Source organism: Nocardia arseniciresistens (genome assembly GCF_046764875.1).
Lineage (GTDB): Bacteria > Actinomycetota > Actinomycetes > Mycobacteriales > Mycobacteriaceae > Nocardia > Nocardia arseniciresistens.
This window is the reverse complement of sequence record NZ_JBKORD010000014.1, coordinates 137,709-161,627: the sequence shown is the minus strand read 5'-3', so window position 1 is coordinate 161,627 and position 23,919 is coordinate 137,709. Positions and strand designations below refer to the sequence as shown.

Here is a 23,919-nt window from a genome sequence, read left to right as displayed (position 1 = left end):
GATCCCCGCAACCCGGCTGGGTGCCGGGCCCTCCCCGGTCGACCTGGCCGAAATGGCCCTTGTCGAGGCGGAACTCGATCGGCGCTGGCCGGAAACCAAGATCGAGCCGTCGCTCGCCCGCATCTCCACCCTGATGGATCTGCTCGCCTCGCCGCAGCAGCACTATCCGGCGATCCACGTCGCGGGCACCAATGGCAAGACCTCGGTGACCAGGATGATCGACGCGCTGCTCACCGCGCTGCATCGGCGCACCGGCCGGATCACCAGCCCGCACCTGCAACTGGCGACCGAGCGGATCAGCATCGACAACAAGCCGATCACGCCCGCCGAGTACGTGGCGACCTATCGTGAGCTGCTGCCCTACATCGAGATGATCGACAAGCAGTCCGCCGCCGCGGACGGTCCGGCGATGAGCAAGTTCGAGGTGCTCACCGGCATGGCCTTCGCGGCCTTCGCCGAGGCGCCCGTCGATGTCGCGATCGTCGAGACCGGCATGGGCGGCAGCTGGGATGCCACCAATGTGGTTGACGGGCAGGTCGCGGTGATCACCCCGATCGGCCTCGACCACACCGATTACCTCGGCCCCGACCTCACCTCCATCGCGGGGGAGAAGGCCGGGATCATCAAACGCGCGCCCGAGAGCCTGATTCCGCGCGACACCGTCGCGGTGATCGCGGAACAGGACCCCGAGGCCATGGAGGTGCTGCTGCGCCGTGCCGTCGAGGTCGATGCCGCGGTGGCTCGCGAGGGCTCGGAGTTCCGGGTACTTGCCAGGCAGGTCGCGGTCGGCGGCCAGCAGCTCGAATTGCAGGGCCTCGGCGGCGTGTACGACGAGATCTTCCTGCCGCTGCACGGTGAGCATCAGGCGCGCAACGCCGTGCTCGCTCTCGCGGCGGTGGAGGCGTTCTTCGGTGCGGGCGCCGACCGCCAGCTCGACATCGAGGCGATCCGAGCCGGTTTCGCGAGCGTCACGAGTCCGGGCAGGCTCGAGCGCATGCGCAGCGCGCCGACAATCTTCATCGACGCCGCGCACAACCCCGCGGGCGCCAAAGCCCTTGCCACGACGCTCACCTCCGAGTTCGACTTCCGCAAATTGGTCGGTGTCGTCGGGGTGTTCGGCGACAAGGACGCCGCGGGCATCCTGGAGGCGCTGGAGCCTGTCCTCGACGAAATCGTCGTCACCAGCAACGGATCGCCGCGTGCGATGGATATCGACACGTTGTCCAACCTGGCCGTGCAACGCTTCGGGGACGAGCGGGTCGTCACCGCCGAGACACTGCCCGACGCCCTCGAAACGGCTATAGCAATGGCCGAGGAGGTCGGCGACCCCGGCGAGATGGTGTCCGGCGCGGGCGTCGTGGTTACCGGTTCGGTGGTCACAGCGGGCGCGGCCCGCGCGCTGTTCGGAAAGGACCCGGCATGAGCGAGTGGCCCGGAAGCGGCTGCCTGGGTAACCACCGAGGGCCGACGAATGCCGGTGAGGAGACAGCGTGAGTGAGACAAGCGACGGGGATCAGGCGGTCACTCCTGATGTCCCCGACCCGTGGAAGGGGCTGCGCGGTGTCATGGCGGGCACCCTGATCCTCGAGGCGATCACGGTGTTGCTCGCGCTTCCAGTCGTCGGGACCGTCGGCGGCGGTGTCGGCTGGGCCTCGGGCAGCTATCTGGTGATCTTGGCGCTGGTGATGATCGCCGGTGCCGGATTCCAGCGTCGCACGTGGGCCGTCCCGTTCAACCTCGCCCTTCAGGTGCTGCTGATTCTCGGAGTCTTCGTGCACGTCGCCATCGGGGTGATGGGGATTCTGTTCGCCGTGGTGTGGGCCTTCATCCTGATACTGCGTCACGACGTCAAGCGCCGCATGGAGCAGGGCCTGCTGCCGAGCCAGCGCGCCCAACGCTCCTCTTAGTCACGCTGCACCCTCGCCAATTGAATACTTTGCCCGACTCCCAGTGAGGCGTACCTCCGCCTTCGCTCCGGCCATGCGCGGTTACCGGTTACGGACGGACTTCGTCCGGCTGCGCCTAATGAGGCGTACCTCCGCCTTCGCTCCGGCCATGCGCGGTCTGGGACGGACTACGTCCGACCGCGTCCGTTAGGCTGTGCGCCGTGACTGAGCAGACGTTGGTACTCATCAAGCCGGACGGCGTGGCCCGCAGCCTGGTCGGCGAGGTACTTGCCCGGATCGAGCGCAAGGGCCTGAAGATCGTCGCCCTCGAGCTGAAGCAGGTTTCCGAAGAGGTCGCCCGCGGCCACTACGCCGAGCACGCCGAGAAGCCGTTCTTCGGTTCCTTGATCGAGTTCATCACCTCGGGGCCTGTTGTCGCGGCCATCCTGGAGGGCCCGCGCGCCATCGCGGCATTCCGTCAGCTCGCCGGCGGCACCGATCCGGTCGAGAAGGCCGTGCCGGGCAGCATCCGCGGTGACCTCGCACTACAGACCCAGGAAAACCTGGTGCACGGCTCCGACTCGCCGGAATCGGCCAAGCGCGAGATTGCCCTCTGGTTCCCCGAGTTCCCGGCCTGATCCCTAGTTCGAAAGCTTCCGATGGCTCGCCGTCGGCGCGCGGTGTGGGATACTGACAGAGGATGCAACCGATATCGACTGTTCGCGCTGGTACGCGAGCAATCGGTGACGGAAGCAGCCGGATGACACCGCGGTTGGATGCCGATCATCGCTGCCACGGACAAACGGCCCGGTCGTTGGGGGTTGATTGTTCGCGTCGGCACGCTGGATGAGCGCTCGCTCCGTGGAGTTCAGCCAACAGCCAGGCGCCGCGTGACCAGTTAGCCCGACGAATATCCATGGTGGTAACCGGGCATGCGGGGCGAGACCACATGACCTTGCGTCAACCGCGTGAGGCGAACGATTGATGCCCCCGCGTCGGCCGCGTCACTTCTGCCAGGAGGGACGCGCCCGGGGGTCCCGAGGAGACTTCGTGGCCGATCAAGAGCCGCTGGAAACAACATCACAGGATGCCGAACAATTGCCGGAGCGAATCCGAGTTCACGCACTTGCCAAGCTGCTAGGAGTGACGAGTAAGCGCATCCTGGCCAAGCTCACCGAGTTGGGGTCCGACGCGCGCAGTGCGCAGTCGAATGTCGATAGAGCGGTCGCGCAGACGGTCCGTGACTCGCTGGTCGAGCCCGACGCGGCCGTCGCGACGCCAGAGCCGCCCGCCCCCGCGCCGGAGCCCGAACCTGCCCCGACCAGGGAGCCAGGGCTGCTCTTCTCCGCGCCGGACCCGGTGATCGATCAGTCCGGATCGGCGACTACCGGTGCGGTCCAGCCCGCCCACCAGCCGTCGGTGCAGCTGTTCACACACCTGGATCGCGGGGAGCCGCACGTCACGCCGCCGACGGTGTTCGAGGCCGCCGCGTCGGTGCAGGCACCGCTGTTCCTGCCGCCGGATGCGGCCGCCGCCGAACAGACCCGGCGCAAGCGTCGAGTCGAGCGGGATACCCGCCGCACCGAAGAGCCACCGGTCGAGGTGGAAGAGGTGGTCGAGGAAGAGGCCGACACCTCCGAAGACAATCAGGACTCGCCCGACCAGCAGGGTGATGCCGACGACCAGCCGCGCCGCAGGCGCCGTGGCCGCCGTGGCCGTGGCCGCGGTCGGGGTGAACAGCACAGTGATGCCGACGGTGATGAGAACGACACCGCTGACTCCGACACCGAGGACGAGCCGGTCGCCGAGTCAGGCGTCGCTGCCGCCGAGCCCGCCGATACCACCGACGACGCCGCTGATTCCGATGACGACGATGCCGACAATTCGGACGGCACGACCCGCCGTCGCCGTCGCCGCCGTCGCCGCAAGGTGGCGGGCGATGGCGCCGAATCCGAGCCCGTCGCCGAGGACGATCCGCCGAACACCGTCGTGCACGAACGCGAACCGCGGAACAAGAGCCGCGCCCGCGCCGCCGCGTCCGACGAGGTACAGGGCATCTCCGGTTCCACCCGGCTCGAGGCCAAGCGTCAGCGCAGGCGTGACGGCCGCGAGGCCGGTCGCCGTCGCCCGCCGATCCTGACAGAGTCGGAGTTCCTCGCTCGCCGCGAGGCGGTGGACCGGGTGATGGTGGTACGTGAGAAGGCCTTCCCCGATCAGGCGACCGCCACCCAGGTCGCGGTGCTCGAGGACAAAATCCTCGTCGAGCACTTCGTCACGAGCACAGGCTCCGCGTCGATGGTCGGTAACGTCTACCTCGGCAAGGTGCAGAATGTGTTGCCGAGCATGGAGGCGGCGTTCGTCGACATCGGCCGCGGCCGCAACGGTGTGCTGTACGCCGGTGAAGTGAATTGGGAGGCCGCCGGACTCGGCGGCAAGGAGCGCAAGATCGAGCAGGCGCTCAGGCCCGGCGATCAGGTGCTCGTTCAGGTGAGCAAGGACCCGGTCGGGCACAAGGGCGCCCGTCTGACCACGCAGATCAGCCTGGCAGGACGCTTCCTGGTGTACGTGCCGGGCGGCTCGTCCACCGGCATCAGCCGCAAGCTGCCCGACACCGAGCGCAAGCGGCTCAAGGAGATCCTGCGCGACATCGTGCCCAACGATGCCGGCGTGATCATCCGCACCGCATCGGAGGGTGTCGCCGAGGACGAGCTCGCTCGCGACGTCGAGCGGTTGCAGGCGACTTGGCGCACCATCGAGAAGGCCGCCGAAGGCAAGGACTCCGGCTCACCGAAGACGCTGTACGAAGAGCCCGACATGTTGGTGAAGGTCATCCGTGACCTGTTCAACGAGGACTTCTCCACGCTCGTCATCGAGGGTGAGCGGTCGTGGAGCACCGTCGAGAAGTACATCGGCACCGTCGCGCCGGACCTGCTCGCGCGGGTCTCCAGGCACGAGAACAACGGTGTCGACGTGTTCGAGACCTACCGGATCGACGAGCAGCTCGCGAAGGCGCTCGATCGCAAGGTGTGGCTGCCCTCGGGTGGCACGCTGGTGATCGACCGCACCGAGGCGATGACGGTGGTCGACGTCAACACCGGCAAGTTCACCGGTGCGGGCGGCAGCAACCTCGAAGAGACGGTCACCCGCAACAATCTGGAGGCGGCCGAGGAGATCGTGCGCCAGATGCGGCTGCGCGATATCGGCGGCATGATCGTCGTCGACTTCATCGACATGGTCCTCGAGTCCAACCGCGACCTGGTGCTGCGTCGACTGACCGAGGCGCTCGGCCGCGACCGGACCCGCCATCAGGTCTCCGAGGTGACCTCGCTCGGCCTGGTGCAGATGACCCGCAAGAAATTGGGCACCGGACTGGTGGAGGCCTTCTCCAGCACCTGTGAGCATTGCCACGGCCGCGGCATTCTGGTGCACGCTTATCCGGTGGAGTCGTCCTCCGGCGAGGAAGGCGCCGCCAAGAGCCGGGAGACCGGTTCGCGCAGGCGCAGGGGCAAGGACAAGGGTGCGGCACCCGTGCCCGCCTCGGCCAATGGCACCGCGCCGGTGACCGAGGTCATCGAGGAGGACGCTGCCGTCAAGCGGGCGCATCCAGTCGCGTTGGCGATGGCCGCGCACCACGGCGATGACATCGATGTCGACGGCGATGCGATCGAGATGGCCGATGTCGAGGCTGTGGCGACCGAGGTGTCGACCGAGGTGTCGGAGCCGGCCGAAATCGTCGCCGAGGTGACCGAAGAGGCAGTGGCTACCGAGGTCGAGCCAGTCGCGGAGAAGCCGGCCGAGCCGGCCGCTACCGCCGCGTCTGAGCAGGTAGCAGCCGCTACTGCGAGCAACGGGACCCCCGAGCCCGCCGCGCAGCGTACGACCGGTCGTAGGCGCAGGGTGGCCCGTTCGGCCGCCGCACCCGCTGCCGACAGCAGCGGCGCGGTGTTCGTGCTGACGGCAGACCAGCCGGCCGCGGCGCCGGTCGTGGATTTCACGGCCGAGGTTCCTGTCGAGGTCCCCGTACGCAAGACGCGCCGTCGGGCCGCGGGCCGCCCCGCTGGGCCGCCGGTGGACGAGTGAACTGACCGATCCGACCTGATCGGACCGTGCTGAATGACCGAGACCTCCGTCACGATGGTGACGGGGGTCTCGCGTTTCGAGCATGCGGGGCCTGTTCGGCGGACGCCGGTTTGGATCGGGTGGTAGGAGTCCTGTAATCTCGAACAGTCACTGCCCGGCGACAGCGCTCTACCGCGCTGTGTTTGTGACTCGGCCCCGAAGCCGAGGGCCTTCAGTTCCGCTGAGGCGGCGGTGACTAACCAGACCAGAGTGCTGTGGTTTCCGAACGGAATTGTCCGGGCGGGAGCATGCGGCCGCGTGAGCATCAGCTGCGCGCATTACAGGAAGAGGGCAGCCGACCGATGGCAACGTACGCGATCGTCAAGACCGGCGGAAAGCAGTACAAGGTCGCGGTCGGTGACCTGGTGAAGGTCGAGAAGCTCGAGGGTAAGCCCGGTTCGTCCGTGGCGCTGGCCCCGGTTCTCGTCGTCGATGGCGCCGATCTGACCACCGATGCGGCCGATCTGGCCAAGGTCTCCGTGGCCGCCGAGGTCGTCGAGCACACCAAGGGCCCGAAGATCCGCATCCACAAGTTCAAGAACAAGACCGGCTACCACAAGCGTCAGGGTCACCGTCAGCCGCTGACGGTCATCAAGGTCACCGGCATCAAGTAAGCCTCCGCGCTTCCTCCAGTTACTTCACAGGAGTTCAGAAATGGCACATAAGAAGGGTGCATCCAGCTCGCGCAACGGTCGCGACTCGAACGCACAGCGACTCGGCGTCAAGCGGTTCGGCGGCCAGGCAGTTTCGGCCGGCGAGATCCTGGTTCGCCAGCGTGGCACGCACTTCCACCCCGGCGTGCTCGTCGGCCGTGGCGGCGACGACACCCTGTTCGCCCTCGCGGCGGGCAAGGTCGAGTTCGGCACCAAGCGCGGCCGCAAGACCGTCAACATCGTCATCCCGGAGCCGGTCGAGGCCTGACCGCCTCTTCCCGGGCGTAACCGGACCTAGTCCGGTTCTCGCCCACTCCAGACAGACGCGAGCGGGTCAGGGTCTCACCCTGGCCCGCTTTTCGCGTTTTCGAAAGACCGCGTTCCCACAGAGCCGACCGTTTCGAGCGACCTGCAAGCAGTCGCTACGGCTACCACCAAGGAGGATGATTCGGCTTATGTCCAAATTCATCGACCGTGTCGTATTGCACGTGAGTGCGGGCAAGGGTGGTCACGGCTGTTCCTCCGTGCGCCGCGAAAAGTTCATGCCGCTCGGTGGACCCGACGGCGGCAACGGCGGCCGTGGTGGGGACGTGATCCTCGAGGTCGACGCGAACGTGCACACCCTGCTGGACTTCCACTTCCATCCGCACGCCAAGGGAACCAACGGCAAGCCGGGCGAGGGCAGTAACAAGGATGGCAAGCACGGTACCGACCTGCTGCTGAAGGTGCCCGACGGCACCGTGGTGCTTGACAACGACGGTAAGGTGCTCGTCGACCTCGTCGGTATCGGCAACCGGTTCATTGTCGCGCGCGGCGGTCGCGGTGGGCTCGGCAATGCCGCGCTCGCCTCGAAGGCGCGCAAGGCGCCCGGTTTCGCGCTGCTCGGTGAGGACGGTGAGGAGGGCGATCTCGTCCTCGAGCTGAAGTCCGTCGCCGATGTCGGCCTTGTCGGATTCCCATCGGCGGGCAAGTCTTCGCTGGTGTCGGTGCTCTCGGCGGCCAAACCGAAGATCGCCGACTATCCGTTCACGACGCTGGTGCCCAACCTCGGCGTGGTCTCGAGCGGCGACACCACATTCACCATCGCCGATGTGCCTGGTCTGATCCCCGGCGCCAGCGACGGTCGCGGGCTCGGCCTGGACTTCCTTCGGCATCTGGAGCGCTGCGCGGTGCTCGCGCACGTTGTCGACTGCGCGACCCTGGAGCCGGGCCGCGACCCGGTCTCCGATGTCGATGCGCTGGAGGCGGAGCTGGCGGCCTACAAGTCGGCGCTCAACGCCGATACCGGCCTCGGCGATCTTGCCGATCGGCCGCGCATCGTGATCCTGAACAAGATCGACGTGCCCGACGCCGCCGAACTGGCGGAGATGGTCACCACCGAATTCACCGCACGCGGTTGGCCGGTATTCGAGATTTCCGCGGTGAGCCGAGCGGGCTTGCGCCCCTTGACTTTCGCGCTCGCCGAACTGGTGGAGAACTACCGCGCGGCGCATCCGAAGGCGGCGCCGACGCGCCCGGTGATCCGGCCGATCGCGACGAACGAGACCGGCTTCACCGTGATCGCCGATCCGGAGGAGCCGGGTGGCTTCATCGTGCGCGGCAACCAGCCGGAGCGGTGGGTGCGCCAGACCCAGTTCGACAACGACGAGGCCGTCGGCTATCTCGCCGACCGGTTGGCTCGTCTCGGTGTCGAGGACGAACTGGTGAAGCAAGGCGCGGTTCCTGGAGCGCCCGTCACCATCGGCCACGTCACCTTCGAGTGGGAGCCGCAGATCTCGGCGGGTGTCGATATGGTGCCCACCGGTCGCGGCACCGACCTGCGGCTGGAGCAGAACGATCGAATCGGCGCGGCCGAGCGCAAGCATGCGTCCCGAGTGCGCCGCGGCCTGCTGAAAGAGGACGAGGAACAGGAATGATGCCATTACTGGTCCCGGTGTTCACCGGGACCAGGATGGGTTCTGTTGCGGTACAGGGAGTTCGGTTGCGATGCAGGTGAGTTCTGGTATGGCGGATGCGATGTCACGGGACGGGCTCAGTGAGGCCCGGCTTGCGATCGCTTCGGCGCGCAGTGTGGTGGTGAAGATCGGCTCGTCCGCGCTCACCAGCCTGAAGGGCGGGCTCGATACCGCCCGCCTCGATCGGCTCGCCGATGCGGTGGAGGCGCGCATGCGTGCCGGATCAGATGTGGTCGTGGTGTCCTCCGGCGCGATCGGCGCGGGTATCGCGCCGCTCGGCCTGACCACCCGCCCGCGTGATCTGGCCACCAAGCAGGCCGCGGCGAGCGTCGGCCAGCTCGCGCTTGCGCATGCGTGGGGCACCTCGTTCGCCAGGTACGGTCGCACCGTCGGACAGGTGCTGCTCAGTGCCGACGACTTCTCCCGCCGCGAGCATCACCGCAATGCGCAGCGCACCCTCGACCGATTGCGTTCGCTCGGCGCCATTGCCGTGGTGAATGAAAACGACACCATCGCAACGGAAGAGATCCGCTTCGGCGACAACGATCGACTCGCCGCGCTTGTCGCCCATCTGGTCGGCGCGGACGCGCTGATCCTGCTCTCCGATGTGGAGGGCCTCTACGACGGCGACCCACGCAAGGGCGCCGCCAACTTCATTCCCGAGGTCCGTAGCAGTGCCGACCTCGACGGTGTTATCGCAGGCGGCGGTGGCGCACTCGGTACCGGCGGCATGGGATCGAAGCTGTCCGCCGCGCGTCTCGCCGCGGACGCGGGCGTGCCCGTACTCCTCGCGGCCGCAACCGAAGCCGCTGACGCACTGACTACGGGCAAAGTCGGCACGGCCTTCGCCGCCCGCCCGGTCCGCCTCTCGGCCCGCAAATTCTGGGTCCGCCACGCCGCCGACAGCCGCGGCGGCGTCCTCATCGACGACGGCGCGGTCCAAGCCGTATCCCACCGCCGCCGCTCCCTGCTCGCCGCGGGCATCACCGGCGTCCGCGGCCGCTTCCACGGCGGCGACGTAGTCGACCTCGTAGCCCCCGACAACCAAGTGGTAGCCCGCGGCGTAGTGCAATACGACAGCACCGAACTCGCGGGAATGCTCGGCCGCTCAACCGCCGAACTCCCGGACACCATGCAACGCCCCGTAATCCACGCCGACGACCTCGTCAACGTCTAACGGACACCTGGTCACCGAGGCAACGTCGCTCCTCGAGCGTTCTTTATCGCGGGGAGTCGAATGGTTGCGCCCGACGCCTTCACAGCCACCATTTGACTACCCTCGATTACCAAAGTGTCTGTAACGCAACCACAGCCAGTCCTCACGCTGGCTATTTGTGGGGCGCGGGGATGACTCCGGGCTGGTTGGTTGTCGAAGGTGATTGCTGGTCTTGGCCTTCCGTGACGGGGCCGGTGACACCCGGCTGACCGCCGGGGTCGGTGAGTGGGGGCGTGGGTTCTCCCGGCACGGGAGCTGGTGGCTCTGGTTGTGGGGCTGGTGGTGGTGTTTGTTGTGGTGGCGGGGCAGGCAGCGGAGGTGGCTCCGGTGTCGGAACTGGTGGCTCTGGTTGTGGTTCCTGCGGGGCAGGTGGAGGTGATGGCTCCGGCGCTGGTGGTGCCGGTGCCGGTGGTGGTTCGGGAGGCGGCGCTTGCTGGGTCGGCGGTGCCGGTGTGGGAGTTGGGTCCAGTGTGGGAGCGGGTGGCTGTGGGGGTGCCTGCTCGGTCGGGGGAGCTGGTGGCGGGGTTGGCTCGACGGTGGGAGCGGGTGGCTCTGGGGTCGGGATCGGGGGTGGCGCGTGCTCGGTCGGGGGAGCAGGCGGCGGGGTTGGCTCCGGTGGGGGAGCGGGCGGCTGTGGGTCCGGGGGTGGTGCCTGCTGGGTCGATGGAGCAGGCGCGAGGGTTGGGTCCGGGGTGGGAGTTGGTTGGGGGTCAGGAGTCGGTGGCGGCGCGGTTGGTGTCGGTGATGGTGTCGACGGCGTCGGAACAGGCTGGGGGGCTTGTGATTCCGGTGTCGATGGAGCCGGTGTCGATGGAGCCGGTGGCGGAACGGTGGTTCCGGGCGGCGTCGGAGCAGCCGGAACCGGCGGCGTGGTCGGCTGCTGGTCCTGTCGCGGCAGTGCAGGTTCGGAGTAATCGGGCTGGGCCTGCCGTTGGCGCCCTTCCGGCGCTATCGCACCGGGTAGCTGTGGCGGGTCAGGGAGCGCGGGGATGCCGGTGCCTGCCATTCCGTAGGCCGGTTTGTACACCATGTTCATCGCGAGCACGGCCTCCTGGCGCAGTGCCTCCTCCGCCATCTGGGCGTCGATAATGCCGCCCGCCTCGAGCATTTTCGCGATGGCGCCGATGGGGCCCGAAGTGCCGGGGGGTATGACCGCGATCTTGACCGCCTCCGCGGCCGCGGCAACCCCACCGAGCCTGGCACCCACCTGGCCCATGATGGCGGCGAGTTCGTCGACGGACTCGGCGTAGCTGCGGGCGCTGGCATACGCCGCGTCGGCCGCGGCGCCCTCCCATTCCATGGAGTTCATCACCCGATCCGAGCTGGCGCGGGTCAGCGGAAACGAAGTAGCCAGTGTGCCTGCCACTTCCAGCCAGGTGACCGAGGCGTTCAGGATTTGCGCGGCGTCGATCTGCTGGGTCTTGGCGTAGATCTCCTCGTGCCGCATCGACTCGAAGTGCTCCATGGAGCTGATGTAGTCAGGGTCATTGCCACTCACGGCCGTACCTCGCAGGCGCTCGACCCCGCCATGCTGCGCTCACTCATCGCGGCACCCTCGTTTCGATGGCCCGCACCGCGGCGGCATTCGCCGCGTCGGCCTCTTCCATCAGGCCTCCGCTGATCAGGAACGCCTCCTTCATCCGGTAGGCGGCCTCGATGTAGTGGTCGAGCAGCGTTGCGGCATCGCGAGCCTTGTGGCCGAACCCGGCCTGCAGCTGTTGAGCGGAGACGAACCCGCCGAAACCCTGTGATTCGGACGCCGCGTCGAGGCGTTGTTGTAGATAGATCAGTCGATCGGCTTGATGGTCGTACATCTCGGCACAGCGCCGTGCCGCGGCGGGATCGAACTTGACGGTTCCTGCCTGCGCCTGTTGCTTGAACCGGGCGATATCGGCCCGGCTGGTCTCGATCGTCATGCGCACCCCTGAGATCGGTCGGTCCGTTCTAGCCTAACGGGCGCAGCCGGACGAAGTCCGTCCTAGACCGCGCATGGCCGGAGCGAAGGCGAAGGTACGCCTGACGGGCGCAGCAACGGTTACCTGTCGGCGATGGTCATCGTGCCTGCGCCGGAATGCGTTTCTGCAGCTGGGCTGCGAGTTGCTCGGCCGATGCGGGCACGACGTGCACGGTCGAACCGGCTTTTATCAAATAGCGCCCATCACCCTGCACATCGATCCAGGTGTAATGCACCGGCGGTGTCGGTTCCGGTCTATCCAGCCGCGGCTCGATTCGGATGTGTCCCTCCGCGGTGTGCGGTTTGAGCAACAGTTTGCGGATCGGCGGCACGGCGGGCTGACGCGCGACGGTCTCTTGGTCGCGGATCGTATCGTCGGTCGCGGCCCGGGCCGGTTCCCGTCCTGGCGGAGTCTTCGGCAGTAGCGCCGTGATCCTGGCACCGAGTTTCGCGCTGTGCCCGATCGAGATGCGCACTCGGCCACCGAAATCCGGGAGGATCCCCGGCTCCTGCAATGCGAGCACGGCGTGATCGAAGATCGTGCCTGCCAATAATCGGATCTCGGTACCTGGGCTGTGGGCCCCACCGATTACAACGATTCGGGTATGTGGCCGTGCCAGGATCCGAAGGCACGCGGTCAGATCCGGGTCGCTGCCCGGCGCCAGACGCTCGTTCAGCTGTGCGCGCAGTACCTCGGCCTCGCGTTCGGTGCGCGGTGTCTCGAGGATGCGGATGGGGTACGGATGGCGATCTACCTCGGTTTCTCGCCAAATATGGGCGAACTCGTCCGGGGTGAAGGTCCAACTCACGTCGAATCACATCCTCACCGAACCCACCGAATCAGTCTGAAGCTTAGCGGCGGGTCGAGGGTCTCGGTCAACTCTTCGATAAGCGTGCCCGCAGGATTGCGGGCTAACGTCGAGGTGAATTCTCGGATATATCCAGACAGTCTCCTCAGTTTGTTCGCCGTGCCCTGTGCCGGAGCACCGTGCTCCGCTCCTGGTGATGAGGGGCCGATGGGAGAGACGCCTTGCAGGTACTTGGACCGTGGACCGATACGGCGACCATCGCGGTGTCGGCGGGCGGTAAGGCGCGCGGATTGCACAGTTTGCAGACCGGCGGCTTCCGCGTGCCGGAGTGGGTCGTGCTCGGGACCGATGCGTTCGAGCAGCTGCTGCGCGCGGGCGATCTCACCGGACAGTTGACGGCCTTCCTGGCCACCGACGACCTGGAAGGGGCGTTGGCCGCCGGCGCGGCACTGCGTGCGGAGATCAATGCGGTCCCGCTGCCACCGACGGTCCTCGAGCTGCTCACCGACGCCTATGAGCGGCTCGGCGGCGGCGCGATCGCGGTGCGCTCGTCGGTGACCGCGGAGGACGGCCCCGGCCACTCGTACGCGGGCCAGTTCGACTCGTTCCTGAACGTGAACGGCCTCGACGCCGTGACGTCCCGGGTACGCGAGTGCTGGGCCTCGGCATTCTCCGAGCGATCCATCCGATATGCCTTCGCGCACCAGCTCGCACCGACCGGCGCCGCTGCCGTCGTCTTGCAGCGGCTGATCGCGGCGCGGACCAGCGGGGTGATGTTCACCGCGAACCCGATCACCGGCGCCGCGGACGAGATGGTGATCAGTGCGGTGTACGGCCTGGGCGAGGGCCTGGTGTCGGGCGCGGTGGACGCCGACTCGGTGACCATCGACAAATCCTCCGGAACGGTGCTGGAAACGGTGCTGGGGGACAAGGAGAGCTCCTACACGCCCGCGGGCGAGCAGGGCTGCGTGGTCGGTGCGGTCGACAAGGAGCGCAGGGACCGCGCCGCGCTGTCGGACGCCGAGCTCGTCGAGGTCGCCGAGCTCGGCCGCAAGCTGGAGGCCGGGCTCGGTACCCCGCAGGATGTCGAGTGGGCGATCGACGACGACGGGATCTGGCTGCTACAGACCCGGCCGATCACCACGGCGGTGCGCGCGGGCTCCCGATCCGAGGGTGCGCAGCTGCGCGGCGCCGGTGAGGACCTCGCCGACGACGACATGCGGATCTGGGACAACTCCAACATCATCGAGAGCTTCAGCGGCATCACTTCGCCGTTGACCTTCACCACGGCGGCCGATATCTACGGCAGGGTCTATCACGGCTACGCGAAATCGTTGCGGGTTCCCGCCGAGCAGCTGCGCCAGACCGACCGCTGGACACCGGTGCTGCTCGGCTATTTCCACGGCCGCGTCTACTACAATCTCCTGCACTGGTATCGAATGGTCGGCATCGCGCCCGGCTACCCGTTGAACAGGAAGGTCCTGGAGGCCGCGCTCGGCGTCGACGAACCGCTGGCCGACGATCTCGCGAAGACATTGCGGCCGTTCACTTTCCGCTCACCCCTCGGGCGACTACGTGCACGCACGGTCACCACGGTGACCTATATGCGGCAGCTGTTGGGCATCGACGACATGGTCGAGCAGTTCATCACCGACTTCTACCGCGTCTACGACGAATACGACGCCATGGACTACGCGACACTGTCCGGTGAACGGGCCTACGCGTCCTACCGCACGGTGGACCGGGATCTTGTGCACCGCTGGGGTCCGCTGATGGTGCTGGACGCGATCCTGTTGACCTGTACCGGTTTGATGTTTCTGCTGACGAAGCTGCTGTTGCCGAAGGCGCCGGAATGGTTCCTGTACGCCGTCGTCGGCCCTGGCGCGGATGTCGAATCGGCGGAGCCGGCCCGCGCGATGACGGAGCTGGCGCGGTTCGTCCGCACCGATCCGGAACTGGTCTCGCTGGTCAATTCGACTCCACCGGAACAGATCTACTCCGAATTGCGGGGATCCGACCGGGCCGAATTCTTGGCTCGTGTCGACTCCTACATCGACCGCTACGGTTACCGCAGCCTGGACGAGCTGAAGCTGGAGACACCCGACCTGCGGGAAGATCCGGCGAGCCTGTTCGTCATGTTGCGCAGCGCCATCGGCCGAGTCGGCGACACCACACAGCACAGTCGCAGTGCGGAGGCCGATGAGTATCTCGACGCTCACCTCGGCGGCCTCCGGCGCCGCATCTATGAACGTCTGCGCCACAAGGTGAATCGCTGTGCGGCGCACCGCGAGCGGCTGCGCTTCTGCCGAACGAGAGCCTTCGGCATGGTGAAGCGAATGATTCGGGTGATGGGCCGCGACCTGGTCGCGCGCGAGGTCATCGACGAGTTCGGCGACGTGTTCTTCCTGACCGTGCAGGAGTTGCGCGGTTGCTACGAAGCCGCCGAGACCGAGCCGCTGCGCGATCTGGTCGCCGCGCGAAAGGCTCAGCGCGCCAGGGATAGTGTGTTGGTCGCACCGGCACGCTTCGTCACGACCGGCTCGACCTTCGGCCGCGCCGAGCTCGCGGGTCAGGGCTGGGTGCCGGTCACCGACACTCCGCCCGCGACCGTCGGAACGGTGCTGCCGGGGACGCCATCGGCTTCTGGGATCGTCGAGGGTACGGCGATCGTGGTCGACGAGCCACGCGACGTGGCAGGCGGCATCCTGGTGGCCTACCGCACCGACCCCGGCTGGGTGGCCGCGCTGCCCTCGGCATCGGCCCTGGTGATCGAGCGTGGCAGTCCGCTGACGCACGTCGCTATCGTGGCGCGGGAATTGGGAGTGCCCACCGTGGTGCAAGTCAAGGACCTGACGAAAAAGATACGGACCGGTATGCGAATTCGGGTCGATGGAACCAATGGAACGGTTACTGTGCTGTCCGAAGGAGATCTCCGCGATGGGGCATGACAAATATGTTGCGGCGGTTCGCAATTGGTTGACAGAGCCAGCGGAGGACGCGGGCATCCACCTGGCCGACGAAGGTGACGGCTGGAGCTACCGCAGCTATCGTGATCTCGCCGATACGACCTGGTCCATCGCCGCGCTGATGCGCGAACACGGCATGGGCAGCGGCGACGGTGTCTGTGTGATCATGCCGACCGGATTCCCTTGCGCCGCAGCGTTCTACGCGGTGTGGGCCGGTGGCGGGGTCTTCACGCCGGTCGCCCCGCCGATGTTCGGCGATCTCGATCAGATCATCGCTCACATCGCGGCGATTCTGACCCAGGCCCGTCCTCGGCTGGTGGTGACCTCGACGGAGTTCGAGCAGTTCGTCCGCAAGGCGGCGATCGATGCGGGCCGCACCGACGAACCGCTGGTGATCGATGCCGAGACCTTGGGCCCGCCGCCCGTGAAACGCGAGTTCGGTGAGCCCGACGAGTGCGCGCTGCTGCAATTCACCTCCGGCTCCACAGGCACGCCGCGCGGGGTCCGCGTGAGCTGGCAGAACCTGGCCAACAACATCGCGATGATCTCCACACTTGTCGACTGGCGACCGGGTGAGTCGATGGTCTCGTGGCTGCCGCTCTATCACGACATGGGCCTGGTCGGCGCATTCCTCACCGCCGTGACCAATCAGGGCGATCTATACCTGATGCGACCCGATCAGTTCGTCCGCGACCCCCTGCGCTGGTTGCGTGCGATGACCCACGCCCAGCACTCGCCGTCCCCGTCGTTCGCGCTCGGCTATGTGGCGCATCGGGTCGCGCCGCGCGACATCGCCGAGCTCGACCTGTCCGGATGGCGCACGCTCGCGGTCGGCTCCGAACCGGTCGAGGTCGCCGACCTGCAATCGTTTGCGAATCTGACTGGCGAACAAGGCTTCTCGACGAAGGCGTACACGCTGGCCTACGGGCTCGCGGAGGCGACGTTGATGGTGACCTCGTCCGCGCGTAACCGTCCCATCACCGCCCTGCGCATCGACAACCCGCGACTGCGCTTCGGCACCCGTGTCACGATCTTGGACGAGCAACTGCTCGACGACACCCATCGGGTCGAGGGCCCCGGCTGGATCACCGGGCTCGGATATTCGACTCCGGAATCGACGGTGACGGTGGTCGACGAGGACGGCCGCGAGCTACCCGACGGCACGCTCGGCGAAATGGTGGTGGTCGGCGATTCGGTGGCGCTCGGGTACTCGGTGACGGATTCGGCGGAGTCGGCCGCAAGCTCGTCCACCAGGATCACCGACGGCAGGCTGTACAGCGGCGACGCGGGATTCCTCTATCGCGGTGAGGTTTTCGTGCTCGGCCGGATGGGCTCCAGCCTGAAGGTGCGCGGTCGCTCGGTATTCATGGAGGACATCGAATCCAGGGTCGCCCAGGAAACGGGGATCACCAAGGGCAAATTGGCCGCGGTCACGATCACCGAGGCGGGGTCCCAGGGCATCGCCCTGTTCGCCGAATCCGCGCCGGGTGACTGGATCGCCGAGGCCCGCGACATCATTCGTGGCGAGCTCGGCCCTGCCCAGTCGGTCTCGATAGTCACCGGGCCGCGCGGGACCATCCGCCGCACCTCCAGCGGCAAACCACGCCGCCGCCACATGTGGCAGCTTTTTCGCGATGGGGTGCTCGATGGCGCTGTCGCCCACGAAGCGGAAGGCGCCGCCGCGGACGACAAGGGCGCCGACGTAGGTCTCGATCCCGCCGCTCGTGATGTTGCGCCCGAGCCGACTCTGCTTGCCGATCGGATGCGCCAGCTGCTCGCGCGTGCACTGGAAACCGTGGCAATACCGCTCGATTCGACGGTGCTGTTCGAAGGATCGCTTGCCGAAGGGTTCGGCAACGAGGGCTCGGATGTGGACTTCCTTGTGCTCGCGCCCGGCGACGAGGAGATGCCGACGCTGCCGACGGTGCTGTTCATCGATGGGCGTCGAGTCGAGGTACGTACGCGCTCACAGGCCCAACTGCGCAGACAGTTGACGCAGGTCGCACGGGCGGACAAACCTACTGAACTCGAGGAGGATCTGCTCAATCGGTGCCAGCGGTTCCTACGGGCGACGGTAGTCGTGGCCGGAGCTCCGGACGTTGTCGAATTGCGTGCGCTGCTGCCCTATTCCAGCTTCATCGGGCTGATGGCGGACTGGTGGACCAGCCGCGCGACACAGGCTTTGCGTTTCGCCGTGGCCTTGCGCGCGCTCGGTGCGCGCGCCGAGGCGGGCGGTTGGGCGCGTGATGGTCTGTTGCAGGCGATGAAGGGCTGGGCGGCCCGGCGCGGCGAAAGCTATCTGGAAACCAAATGGCTGCCGCAGCAATTGGATCGAATCGGCCGTGACGAACTCATCGACCGCTATCGGAGCTCCAGCGCCGTGACGTTCGACGACCAGGCACGCAAGATCGTCGACGCGGACACGGGCGGGCTCGACGACGACCGAGTCGGGCTGCTGACCGAACAGCAGACCTGGGCACAGGTGTGGGAATTGGCCGCCGAACTTGGCGTGCCCGCGGTGGTAGACGATCCGCATCAGGTTCTGTTCGCCCGCCGCCCGCGCGTCACTACCTGGGCGATCGGCGGGCGTGTGCATGTCATTCGCGACGACCGAGATGTTTTGGTGCTGTCGGACCCGGCGGCGCGGGCCTGGCGCTCGGTGGTGTTCCGGCATTCGGTGCGCGATGTGCTCGCCCGTGCCGAGTCCGACATCAGCACCGAGCTGGCGGAGTTCATCCGGCTCGGTCTCGTCGGCTTGCGGTGGCGCGGTGACGAACTCATCGAGCCCGCGTTGGCGATGTGCAAGCCGATGCGGCCGTTCACCCCCGTGCCGAGCGCGATCGCCCCTGCACTCGGTGTGACAGGAGCAGCGAGAGGTGAGCCGATCGCGACCCTCTCTGCGCTGCCCGCAATCAGATTCACCGAATGCGCGCTGAATCTGGTGTGGTCCAACATCGTTCTGGAGAACGCCAGGGAAGATCTCGCGGGCGCGGTGAAGAACTCCCAGGGCGCGGTCGCGGACATCGCCGCCCACCGGCTCATCGCCATGAGTGTCCGGGTCGTGCTGTCCGCCTTCGGTATTCACCCGCTGCCCGCCGACGTGGCCCCATCCGAAACCTTGCGGCGGATACTGCCGCCGCATGCTCCGCGTCGTGACGAGCTGCTCGCCCAACTGGAATCGGCTCAGCGGGTATGCTTCTCGGACATCATCGACGCCAGCGGCGACATCAGTGCCGGTATCGAGGTCCTCGACGATTTTGTCGCACTGGTGCGTCGGATCGCAGGTGACTCCGACTCCGAGACCGGTTTCCCCGCCTCGTTCGATTCCCGCGAACAATGGCGCCGCACCCTGGCGATCGGCTACGACTGGCTGCGTATCGCCGGCTACCTGAATACCGACCTGCCGCTCGACGAGGTCCGCGACCTGCTGACCTCCGGTGGCCACCAACCCCATTTACGGGAAGGAGAGTCGGCATGACCGCCGTCGCCGACACCGCCACCGCAGCGAAGGTCCGTCGCCTCGTGCTCACGATGGCGCCACGTCCCTCCACACTCGAAGACACGAAGCGGCTGATCGAAGACCTCGGCTTCGACTCGCTGCGCCTGATGGAACTCACCGTGGTCCTGGAGCGCACCTTCGACTTGCCGCGCTACCGCCCGGAGCAGTTGATCGGTGTGCGCCGCGTCAGGGAAGTGATCGCCCTCGTCTCGGGGACCATGGCCGAAGGCAGCCCATCATGAGCTCGCGTGACACGGTGTTGGTGACCGGCGCGACCGGATTGGTCGGTGCCGAGGTAGTGGCGCGGCTTGCCGCCGCGAGCCGACCGATTGCCGCTGTGCTGCACAGCAACTCGAGTATCGTCCGTAACGACGGCACGGTGCTGGAGGCGGGTACGGCGGTGGCGGGCGACGTCAGGGCACGCGGTTTCGGCATGTCGGAACGCGACACTGCGGACCTCGGCGAGCGAGTCGAGGTCATCGTGCATTGCGCGGCGACCACCGCGTTCGACGCGCCGATCGCCGACTACGAAGAACTGAATGTGCGCGGCACCGTCAACGCCATCGCGCTGGCCAGGCAATGGGACGTACCGTTGGTATACGTCAGCACCGCGTACGTGTGCGGAATGCGGGGCGGCATGGTCACCGAAGACGAGCTGGAGGTGGGCCAGTCGTTCGGAAACGGCTATGAGGACAGCAAGTTTCGCGCCGAACAGCTGGTGCACGCCGCAGGCGAGGAGGGATTGGGCTGGGCGATCGTGCGGCCGGGCATCGTGACCGGCAACAGTGCGACGGGCGCGATCCGCGAATACAAGAACCTGTACACCGTGTTGAAGCTCATGGTCGAAGGCAAACTCCGCTCGCTACCCGGCCGGTATGACGCGACCCTGTCGCTGGCACCGGTCGACCACGTCGCCGACGTCATCGCCGCGGCCGTATTGGATTTCGACTCCGCGCACGGCCGCACCTTCCATGCGCTCGGACGGGACACCCTCTCGCTGCGCGAGATTTCCGACGTACTCGCCGAATATCCGTCCTTCGAGGTGGCGACCTTCGTGCCGGTGGCGACGTTCTCCGAGGACGACCTCGATCCGATCGAGCGGGAGTACTACCGGCGCATCGGTGTGCTCTACACGAGTTACTTTCAGCGGCGCTTGCAGTTCGACACCGCGCGAGCCGACGTACTGCTCGGCGAGCCGTCTCCGCCGAGTGGCCAGGAGTACTTGCGCTTGCTGCTCGACTACTGCCTCGAGTCGGGATACCTGGGTGTTGCGCTGCCTTCGATCGAAGATGTACTGGCGGGCAACGAGTCCGGCGGAGCAGGGCGATGAGCGACCGACCATCGCCGGAGCGGATCATCGGCGATCCGCTCCGGGAGTTGCTGGCCGCCTCGACTCCTTCGGCGGAGAAAGTCGAAATCTACGTCGATGACACCTATGTGCAGGAGTCGATAGACCAGCTCGACCGGATGGGCGTCGACGCCGTGAAGTTCGCCATGCAGCATTCGCTGCTCTTGCTCAAGCCGGACGCGCTCGTCGCCCGTGTCGTCGAGCCGACACTGACCTGGCTTGCCGACAATGACTTTCGGGTGGTCGGCGCCTATCGTGTCCCGGTCGAGCGGCATCTGGCCCGCGCGCTCTGGTACTTCGCATGGAACATCGCATCGCCCGAACGTCGACGACTTGCCGATCTGCTGGTCGGCATTTCGGAGGTGCTCGTGTTGGTTGTGCACGGCCAGGAAGGCCAACTGCCGGTCTCGGTGCGGCTCACCGAGGCGAAAGGCGCGACCGACCCACGCAAACGCCGACCAGGTGAGCTGCGCTATCTGCTCGGCAGGCACAACTATCTGCTGAATCTGGTGCACTCGCCCGACGACCCCGCCGACGTGCTGCGGGAGCTGGCCATCTACTTCGACGAGGGCCGGCGGGCGAGGGTGATCGCGCAAGTGAGTACGGGCGCCGACCGCTCGGCCGATGCCGCCGCGATCGCGCAGGATCTGTACGAACTCGCTCCCGCCCGCAGCTTCGACCGTGCCGACGCGCTCGCACGGCTGTTGAGCGATCTCGAACAGGCACAATTCGCGCTTCCGCCCGAGCTCGACCTCGACACGGACGCAGGCTGCGCGCAATTGCTGTATTCGGCCTGGGCCGCGGACCAACAGCTGGATCCGTGGTCGGTGATCGTGCTCGGCTCCTACGTACTACCCATGCGGACCGGTACTCGGTCGCAGACCTTGCGGCCCGTGTCCGCGAAAGATTGGTTGGAGGGTCGATCGTGACGATAGACGCAGCATCGACATGGACAGCTAGCCACGTCCGCACGATCTCCCGCGAGCTGGCGCACCGCTGTGCGGTGTCCGAGGTCTTCGTTACCTCATTGGACACCGTCGCGCCCGACGTTTTCGTCGCGGGCGCGCAGCTGCCGAGGATGCACGCCTATTACGGCGACCACGCCGGATCGCTTGCGATGCGCCATGATCCGCTGCTGGTGATGGAGGCGGCCAGGCAAGCCGCGATCGCGCTGACCCACGAGTTCTACGGAGTGCCGCCCGAAATGGCGTTCGTCGTGAGGACATTCAACGGCACCGCCGCCGACACCGCCGCGTGGGAAGTCGGCATCGCCCCCGCCGATCTGGTGATGCGAGTGCGTGTTCCAGAGCAACACCGCCGCGATGGTGTGCTGCATGGTCTCGACATGGTGCTGGAAATCGAATCCGCGGGCGAGCCGATGCTGACTGTCGACGGCTCCTTCTCCTGGGTCACCTCGCGGCAATGGTCGGGTCTGCGCTCGGCGTTCCGGGACAGCCTTGGGCTCGGCGCTTTCCACGGTGCCTCCGCGCTGACCGAACGCGCCACGCCTGCCGCGGTGGGCCGAGAGAACTGGCGCAACGTGGTCATCGGCTCGCCGCGCGGGGAAGGCGGGACCGCACGTGCCTCGCTCGTCGCCGACCTCGGCCACCCCTTCTTGTTCGACCACCAGCTCGACCACGTCCCCGGCAGCCTGCTCATCGAAGCGTGTCGTCAGACCGCGCTTTCGATGATCGTCGATGAGCTGCCACAATTGGAGTGCGTGGCAAGCACTTTCGATCGATTTGTCGAGCTCGACCTACCGGCCGAGTGCGTAGCGGAGATTGTCGAACAGGGTGCGGGCACCGTGGTGTTCCATTGCGAGATCCGCCAGGCCGATGCCATCGCCGCTCAGATCGATCTCGAATTCGCGGAGGACACGCTGGATCCCGAGGCCGAGCCGCAATCAGGAAGCCTCTGATGGCAAGGAGTTCCATGGGCAACGACCTACTGACCACCACCCGAGCCTTCCGCCGCCGCCTAGACCTCACCAGGCCGGTCGCCAGGCAGGACCTGCTGGACTGCCTCGACGTTGCGGTCCACGCCCCGAGCGGCACGAACCGGCAGCCGTGGCGCTTTCTTGTCGTCGAGGATCCCGACATCAAGCAGCGGATCGCCGACTACTACCGAAAGGGTTTCTCCGCTTACCTTTCCGCCCGCACGCCACGCCCGGACCAACTCGGCGACCTCGCCTCCGGCCGGTACCTCGCCGCCCACCTGCCCGAGGTCCCCGCCCTCGTAGTCGTGTGTTCCCTCGGCCGCCCACCCGCCGACGCCACGGCCCTGCACCTCGCCAGCTTCTACGGTTCCATCTACCCGGCTGTCTGGAACTTCATGCTCGCCCTGCACGACCACGGCCTCGGCTCGACGATGACCACCGCACACCTGCTCTACGAACGCGAGATCGCCGACCTGCTCGGCATCCCGTTCGACCAGGTAACCCAGGTCGCCATGCTCCCGGTAGCCCACCTCCTCCCCGGCACAACGGCCCAAGGGCCGCGTCGCACCCCCGCCGCCGATGTGACGATGTGGAATAAGTGGGGCGAGCAGTGAGCGCGGTCGCAGGCACACCGTCGGCTCCGCGTCTGTTCGGATCTGTTGCTCGCATCGCCCGGTTCACCGCGGTGATGTACAAGCCGCACTATCTGCTGTACGGCATACTCTGGGTGCTCGCACTCGAAGGCACGGCAGCTCTTGTCTCCCGGCCGGATTCGTCGTGGCACCCGACCGGGTCCACCGTCGTCCGCATCGTCGTCGTCGCGTTCGTGCTGCTGTATCTGCGCATGGTCGACGAGCAGAAGGACCTCGACTACGACCGGGTGCACAACCCCGACCGCCCCCTGGTGACCGGGGCGATCAGCGCGAACGAACTGCGTAGCGCCATGGCGGTGATCGCGGTCGGTGCCATCGCGACCAGCCTGTTCCTCTCGTGGGGCTCGGCGGTCCTGATCGCCGCGGTACTCGCCTATGGACTTGCCCTGTGGGGTCTGGATAGCCTTTCGGCGACCGTGCGCACCGACATCGTGCTGAACCTGGTCATCACCTACCCCGTGCAGCTACTGGTCACCGCCTACGTTGTCGTGTCCGCGATCGGCACCGGCGAGGTCGAATTCCATTGGCAGGCAGCGGCCGTCGCGATCATCTTCGCCGGCGCGTTTCTGCAATTCGAATTCGCCCGCAAGACTTCCAAAGCACCGCGCCCCGGCGAGATGTACTACTCGAACGCCCTGGGCGCCAACGGCAGTGCGATCGCTTCGCTGGCCTGCGCCACGGTAGCGGTCCTCGCCGACCTTGCCCTGGTCCAACCGTGGACCTACTCGCCACCACAGGCACTGATCGCCTGGATCCCCGTGGCGCTGTTGTTGATTCCAGTCATCGGCGCATCGAAGTTCCGGCGCACCACCACACCGGACTACCCGGTGGTACCGGCCGTCCTGTTCATTCTCGCCCTCTACATCGTGCTGATCATCCAGGCCCTGACCCTGACCTGATCACCAGCTCGATCGAACGCCACCGC

General features: G+C 66.9%; 19 protein-coding genes. 16 read left to right on the top strand and 3 right to left on the bottom strand.

The window, feature by feature from the left end; translation table 11 throughout:
* The first annotated feature begins 1 nt into the window (after window position 1).
* The 8 genes from folC to proB all read left to right on the top strand — a co-directional run bounded on the left by folC (window position 2) and on the right by proB (window position 9,790).
* Window positions 2-1,423 carry a bifunctional tetrahydrofolate synthase/dihydrofolate synthase gene (folC, locus tag ACLMAJ_RS25465; RefSeq protein WP_412016443.1) on the top strand — a complete coding sequence of 474 codons (1,422 nt, stop codon included), beginning with the start codon at window positions 2-4 and terminating at the stop codon, window positions 1,421-1,423.
* A gap of 142 nt (window positions 1,424-1,565) precedes the next feature.
* The gene (locus ACLMAJ_RS25460) at window positions 1,566-1,907 is read left to right on the top strand and encodes a DUF4233 domain-containing protein (protein WP_412016442.1); all 342 of its coding nucleotides are present in this window, start codon (window positions 1,566-1,568) and stop codon (window positions 1,905-1,907) included.
* A gap of 200 nt (window positions 1,908-2,107) precedes the next feature.
* Window positions 2,108-2,524, top strand: coding sequence for a nucleoside-diphosphate kinase (ndk, locus tag ACLMAJ_RS25455; RefSeq protein ID WP_412016344.1), 417 nt, complete (start codon window positions 2,108-2,110; stop codon window positions 2,522-2,524).
* Between the two features lie 412 nt (window positions 2,525-2,936).
* Window positions 2,937-5,966, top strand: coding sequence for a translation initiation factor IF-2 N-terminal domain-containing protein (locus ACLMAJ_RS25450; RefSeq protein WP_412016343.1), 3,030 nt, complete (start codon window positions 2,937-2,939; stop codon window positions 5,964-5,966).
* 341 nt (window positions 5,967-6,307) lie between these two features.
* Complete coding sequence (gene rplU, locus ACLMAJ_RS25445) at window positions 6,308-6,619, top strand: 50S ribosomal protein L21 (RefSeq protein WP_412016441.1); 312 nt, start codon at window positions 6,308-6,310, stop codon at window positions 6,617-6,619.
* A gap of 40 nt (window positions 6,620-6,659) precedes the next feature.
* Window positions 6,660-6,926, top strand: a complete 267-nt coding sequence (gene rpmA, locus ACLMAJ_RS25440) for a 50S ribosomal protein L27 (protein ID WP_412016342.1) — start codon at window positions 6,660-6,662, stop codon at window positions 6,924-6,926.
* Window positions 6,927-7,113: 187 nt separating this feature from the next.
* Complete coding sequence (gene obgE / locus ACLMAJ_RS25435) at window positions 7,114-8,574, top strand: GTPase ObgE (RefSeq protein ID WP_412016341.1); 1,461 nt, start codon at window positions 7,114-7,116, stop codon at window positions 8,572-8,574.
* Between the two features lie 100 nt (window positions 8,575-8,674).
* A complete protein-coding gene (gene proB, locus ACLMAJ_RS25430) occupies window positions 8,675-9,790 on the top strand; it encodes a glutamate 5-kinase (RefSeq protein WP_412016440.1) in 1,116 nt (371 codons plus the stop codon).
* Between the two features lie 151 nt (window positions 9,791-9,941).
* On the opposite strand, the gene ACLMAJ_RS25425 is transcribed toward proB, so the two are convergent.
* From ACLMAJ_RS25425 to ACLMAJ_RS25415, 3 genes are all read right to left on the bottom strand, one after another.
* Window positions 9,942-11,327: a hypothetical protein gene (locus ACLMAJ_RS25425; RefSeq protein ID WP_412016340.1), complete on the bottom strand. Its 1,386-nt coding sequence runs from the start codon at window positions 11,325-11,327 to the stop codon at window positions 9,942-9,944.
* A 43-nt stretch (window positions 11,328-11,370) separates the two neighbouring features.
* Window positions 11,371-11,745, bottom strand: a complete 375-nt coding sequence (locus ACLMAJ_RS25420; protein ID WP_412016339.1) for a hypothetical protein — start codon at window positions 11,743-11,745, stop codon at window positions 11,371-11,373.
* Window positions 11,746-11,881: 136 nt separating this feature from the next.
* Window positions 11,882-12,592, bottom strand: coding sequence for an ESX secretion-associated protein EspG (locus ACLMAJ_RS25415; protein WP_412016338.1), 711 nt, complete (start codon window positions 12,590-12,592; stop codon window positions 11,882-11,884).
* 221 nt (window positions 12,593-12,813) lie between these two features.
* Here ACLMAJ_RS25415 and ACLMAJ_RS25410 point away from each other — a divergent pair, with 221 nt between their 5' ends.
* Genes ACLMAJ_RS25410 through ACLMAJ_RS25375 form a run of 8 tightly spaced genes read left to right on the top strand, consistent with a single transcriptional unit; the run spans window position 12,814 to window position 23,893 of the window.
* Window positions 12,814-15,540, top strand: coding sequence for a phosphoenolpyruvate synthase (locus ACLMAJ_RS25410; RefSeq protein ID WP_412016337.1), 2,727 nt, complete (start codon window positions 12,814-12,816; stop codon window positions 15,538-15,540).
* A complete protein-coding gene (locus tag ACLMAJ_RS25405; RefSeq protein WP_412016336.1) occupies window positions 15,530-19,036 on the top strand; it encodes an AMP-binding protein in 3,507 nt (1,168 codons plus the stop codon). Before ACLMAJ_RS25410 ends, ACLMAJ_RS25405 begins: the two co-directional genes overlap by 11 nt.
* Entirely contained in the window at window positions 19,033-19,299 is a 267-nt protein-coding gene (locus tag ACLMAJ_RS25400) for an acyl carrier protein (protein WP_412016335.1), read from the top strand. The genes ACLMAJ_RS25405 and ACLMAJ_RS25400 overlap by 4 nt, the downstream gene beginning before the upstream one ends.
* Complete coding sequence (locus tag ACLMAJ_RS25395; RefSeq protein WP_412016334.1) at window positions 19,296-20,387, top strand: SDR family oxidoreductase; 1,092 nt, start codon at window positions 19,296-19,298, stop codon at window positions 20,385-20,387. Before ACLMAJ_RS25400 ends, ACLMAJ_RS25395 begins: the two co-directional genes overlap by 4 nt.
* The gene (locus ACLMAJ_RS25390; protein ID WP_412016333.1) at window positions 20,384-21,334 is read left to right on the top strand and encodes a nucleoside-diphosphate kinase; all 951 of its coding nucleotides are present in this window, start codon (window positions 20,384-20,386) and stop codon (window positions 21,332-21,334) included. Before ACLMAJ_RS25395 ends, ACLMAJ_RS25390 begins: the two co-directional genes overlap by 4 nt.
* A complete protein-coding gene (locus tag ACLMAJ_RS25385; RefSeq protein WP_412016332.1) occupies window positions 21,331-22,323 on the top strand; it encodes a ScbA/BarX family gamma-butyrolactone biosynthesis protein in 993 nt (330 codons plus the stop codon). The genes ACLMAJ_RS25390 and ACLMAJ_RS25385 overlap by 4 nt, the downstream gene beginning before the upstream one ends.
* The gene (locus ACLMAJ_RS25380) at window positions 22,323-22,955 is read left to right on the top strand and encodes a nitroreductase family protein (protein WP_412016331.1); all 633 of its coding nucleotides are present in this window, start codon (window positions 22,323-22,325) and stop codon (window positions 22,953-22,955) included. The genes ACLMAJ_RS25385 and ACLMAJ_RS25380 overlap by 1 nt, the downstream gene beginning before the upstream one ends.
* The gene (locus ACLMAJ_RS25375) at window positions 22,952-23,893 is read left to right on the top strand and encodes a UbiA prenyltransferase family protein (protein ID WP_412016330.1); all 942 of its coding nucleotides are present in this window, start codon (window positions 22,952-22,954) and stop codon (window positions 23,891-23,893) included. Before ACLMAJ_RS25380 ends, ACLMAJ_RS25375 begins: the two co-directional genes overlap by 4 nt.
* The last annotated feature ends 26 nt before the right edge of the window (window positions 23,894-23,919 follow it).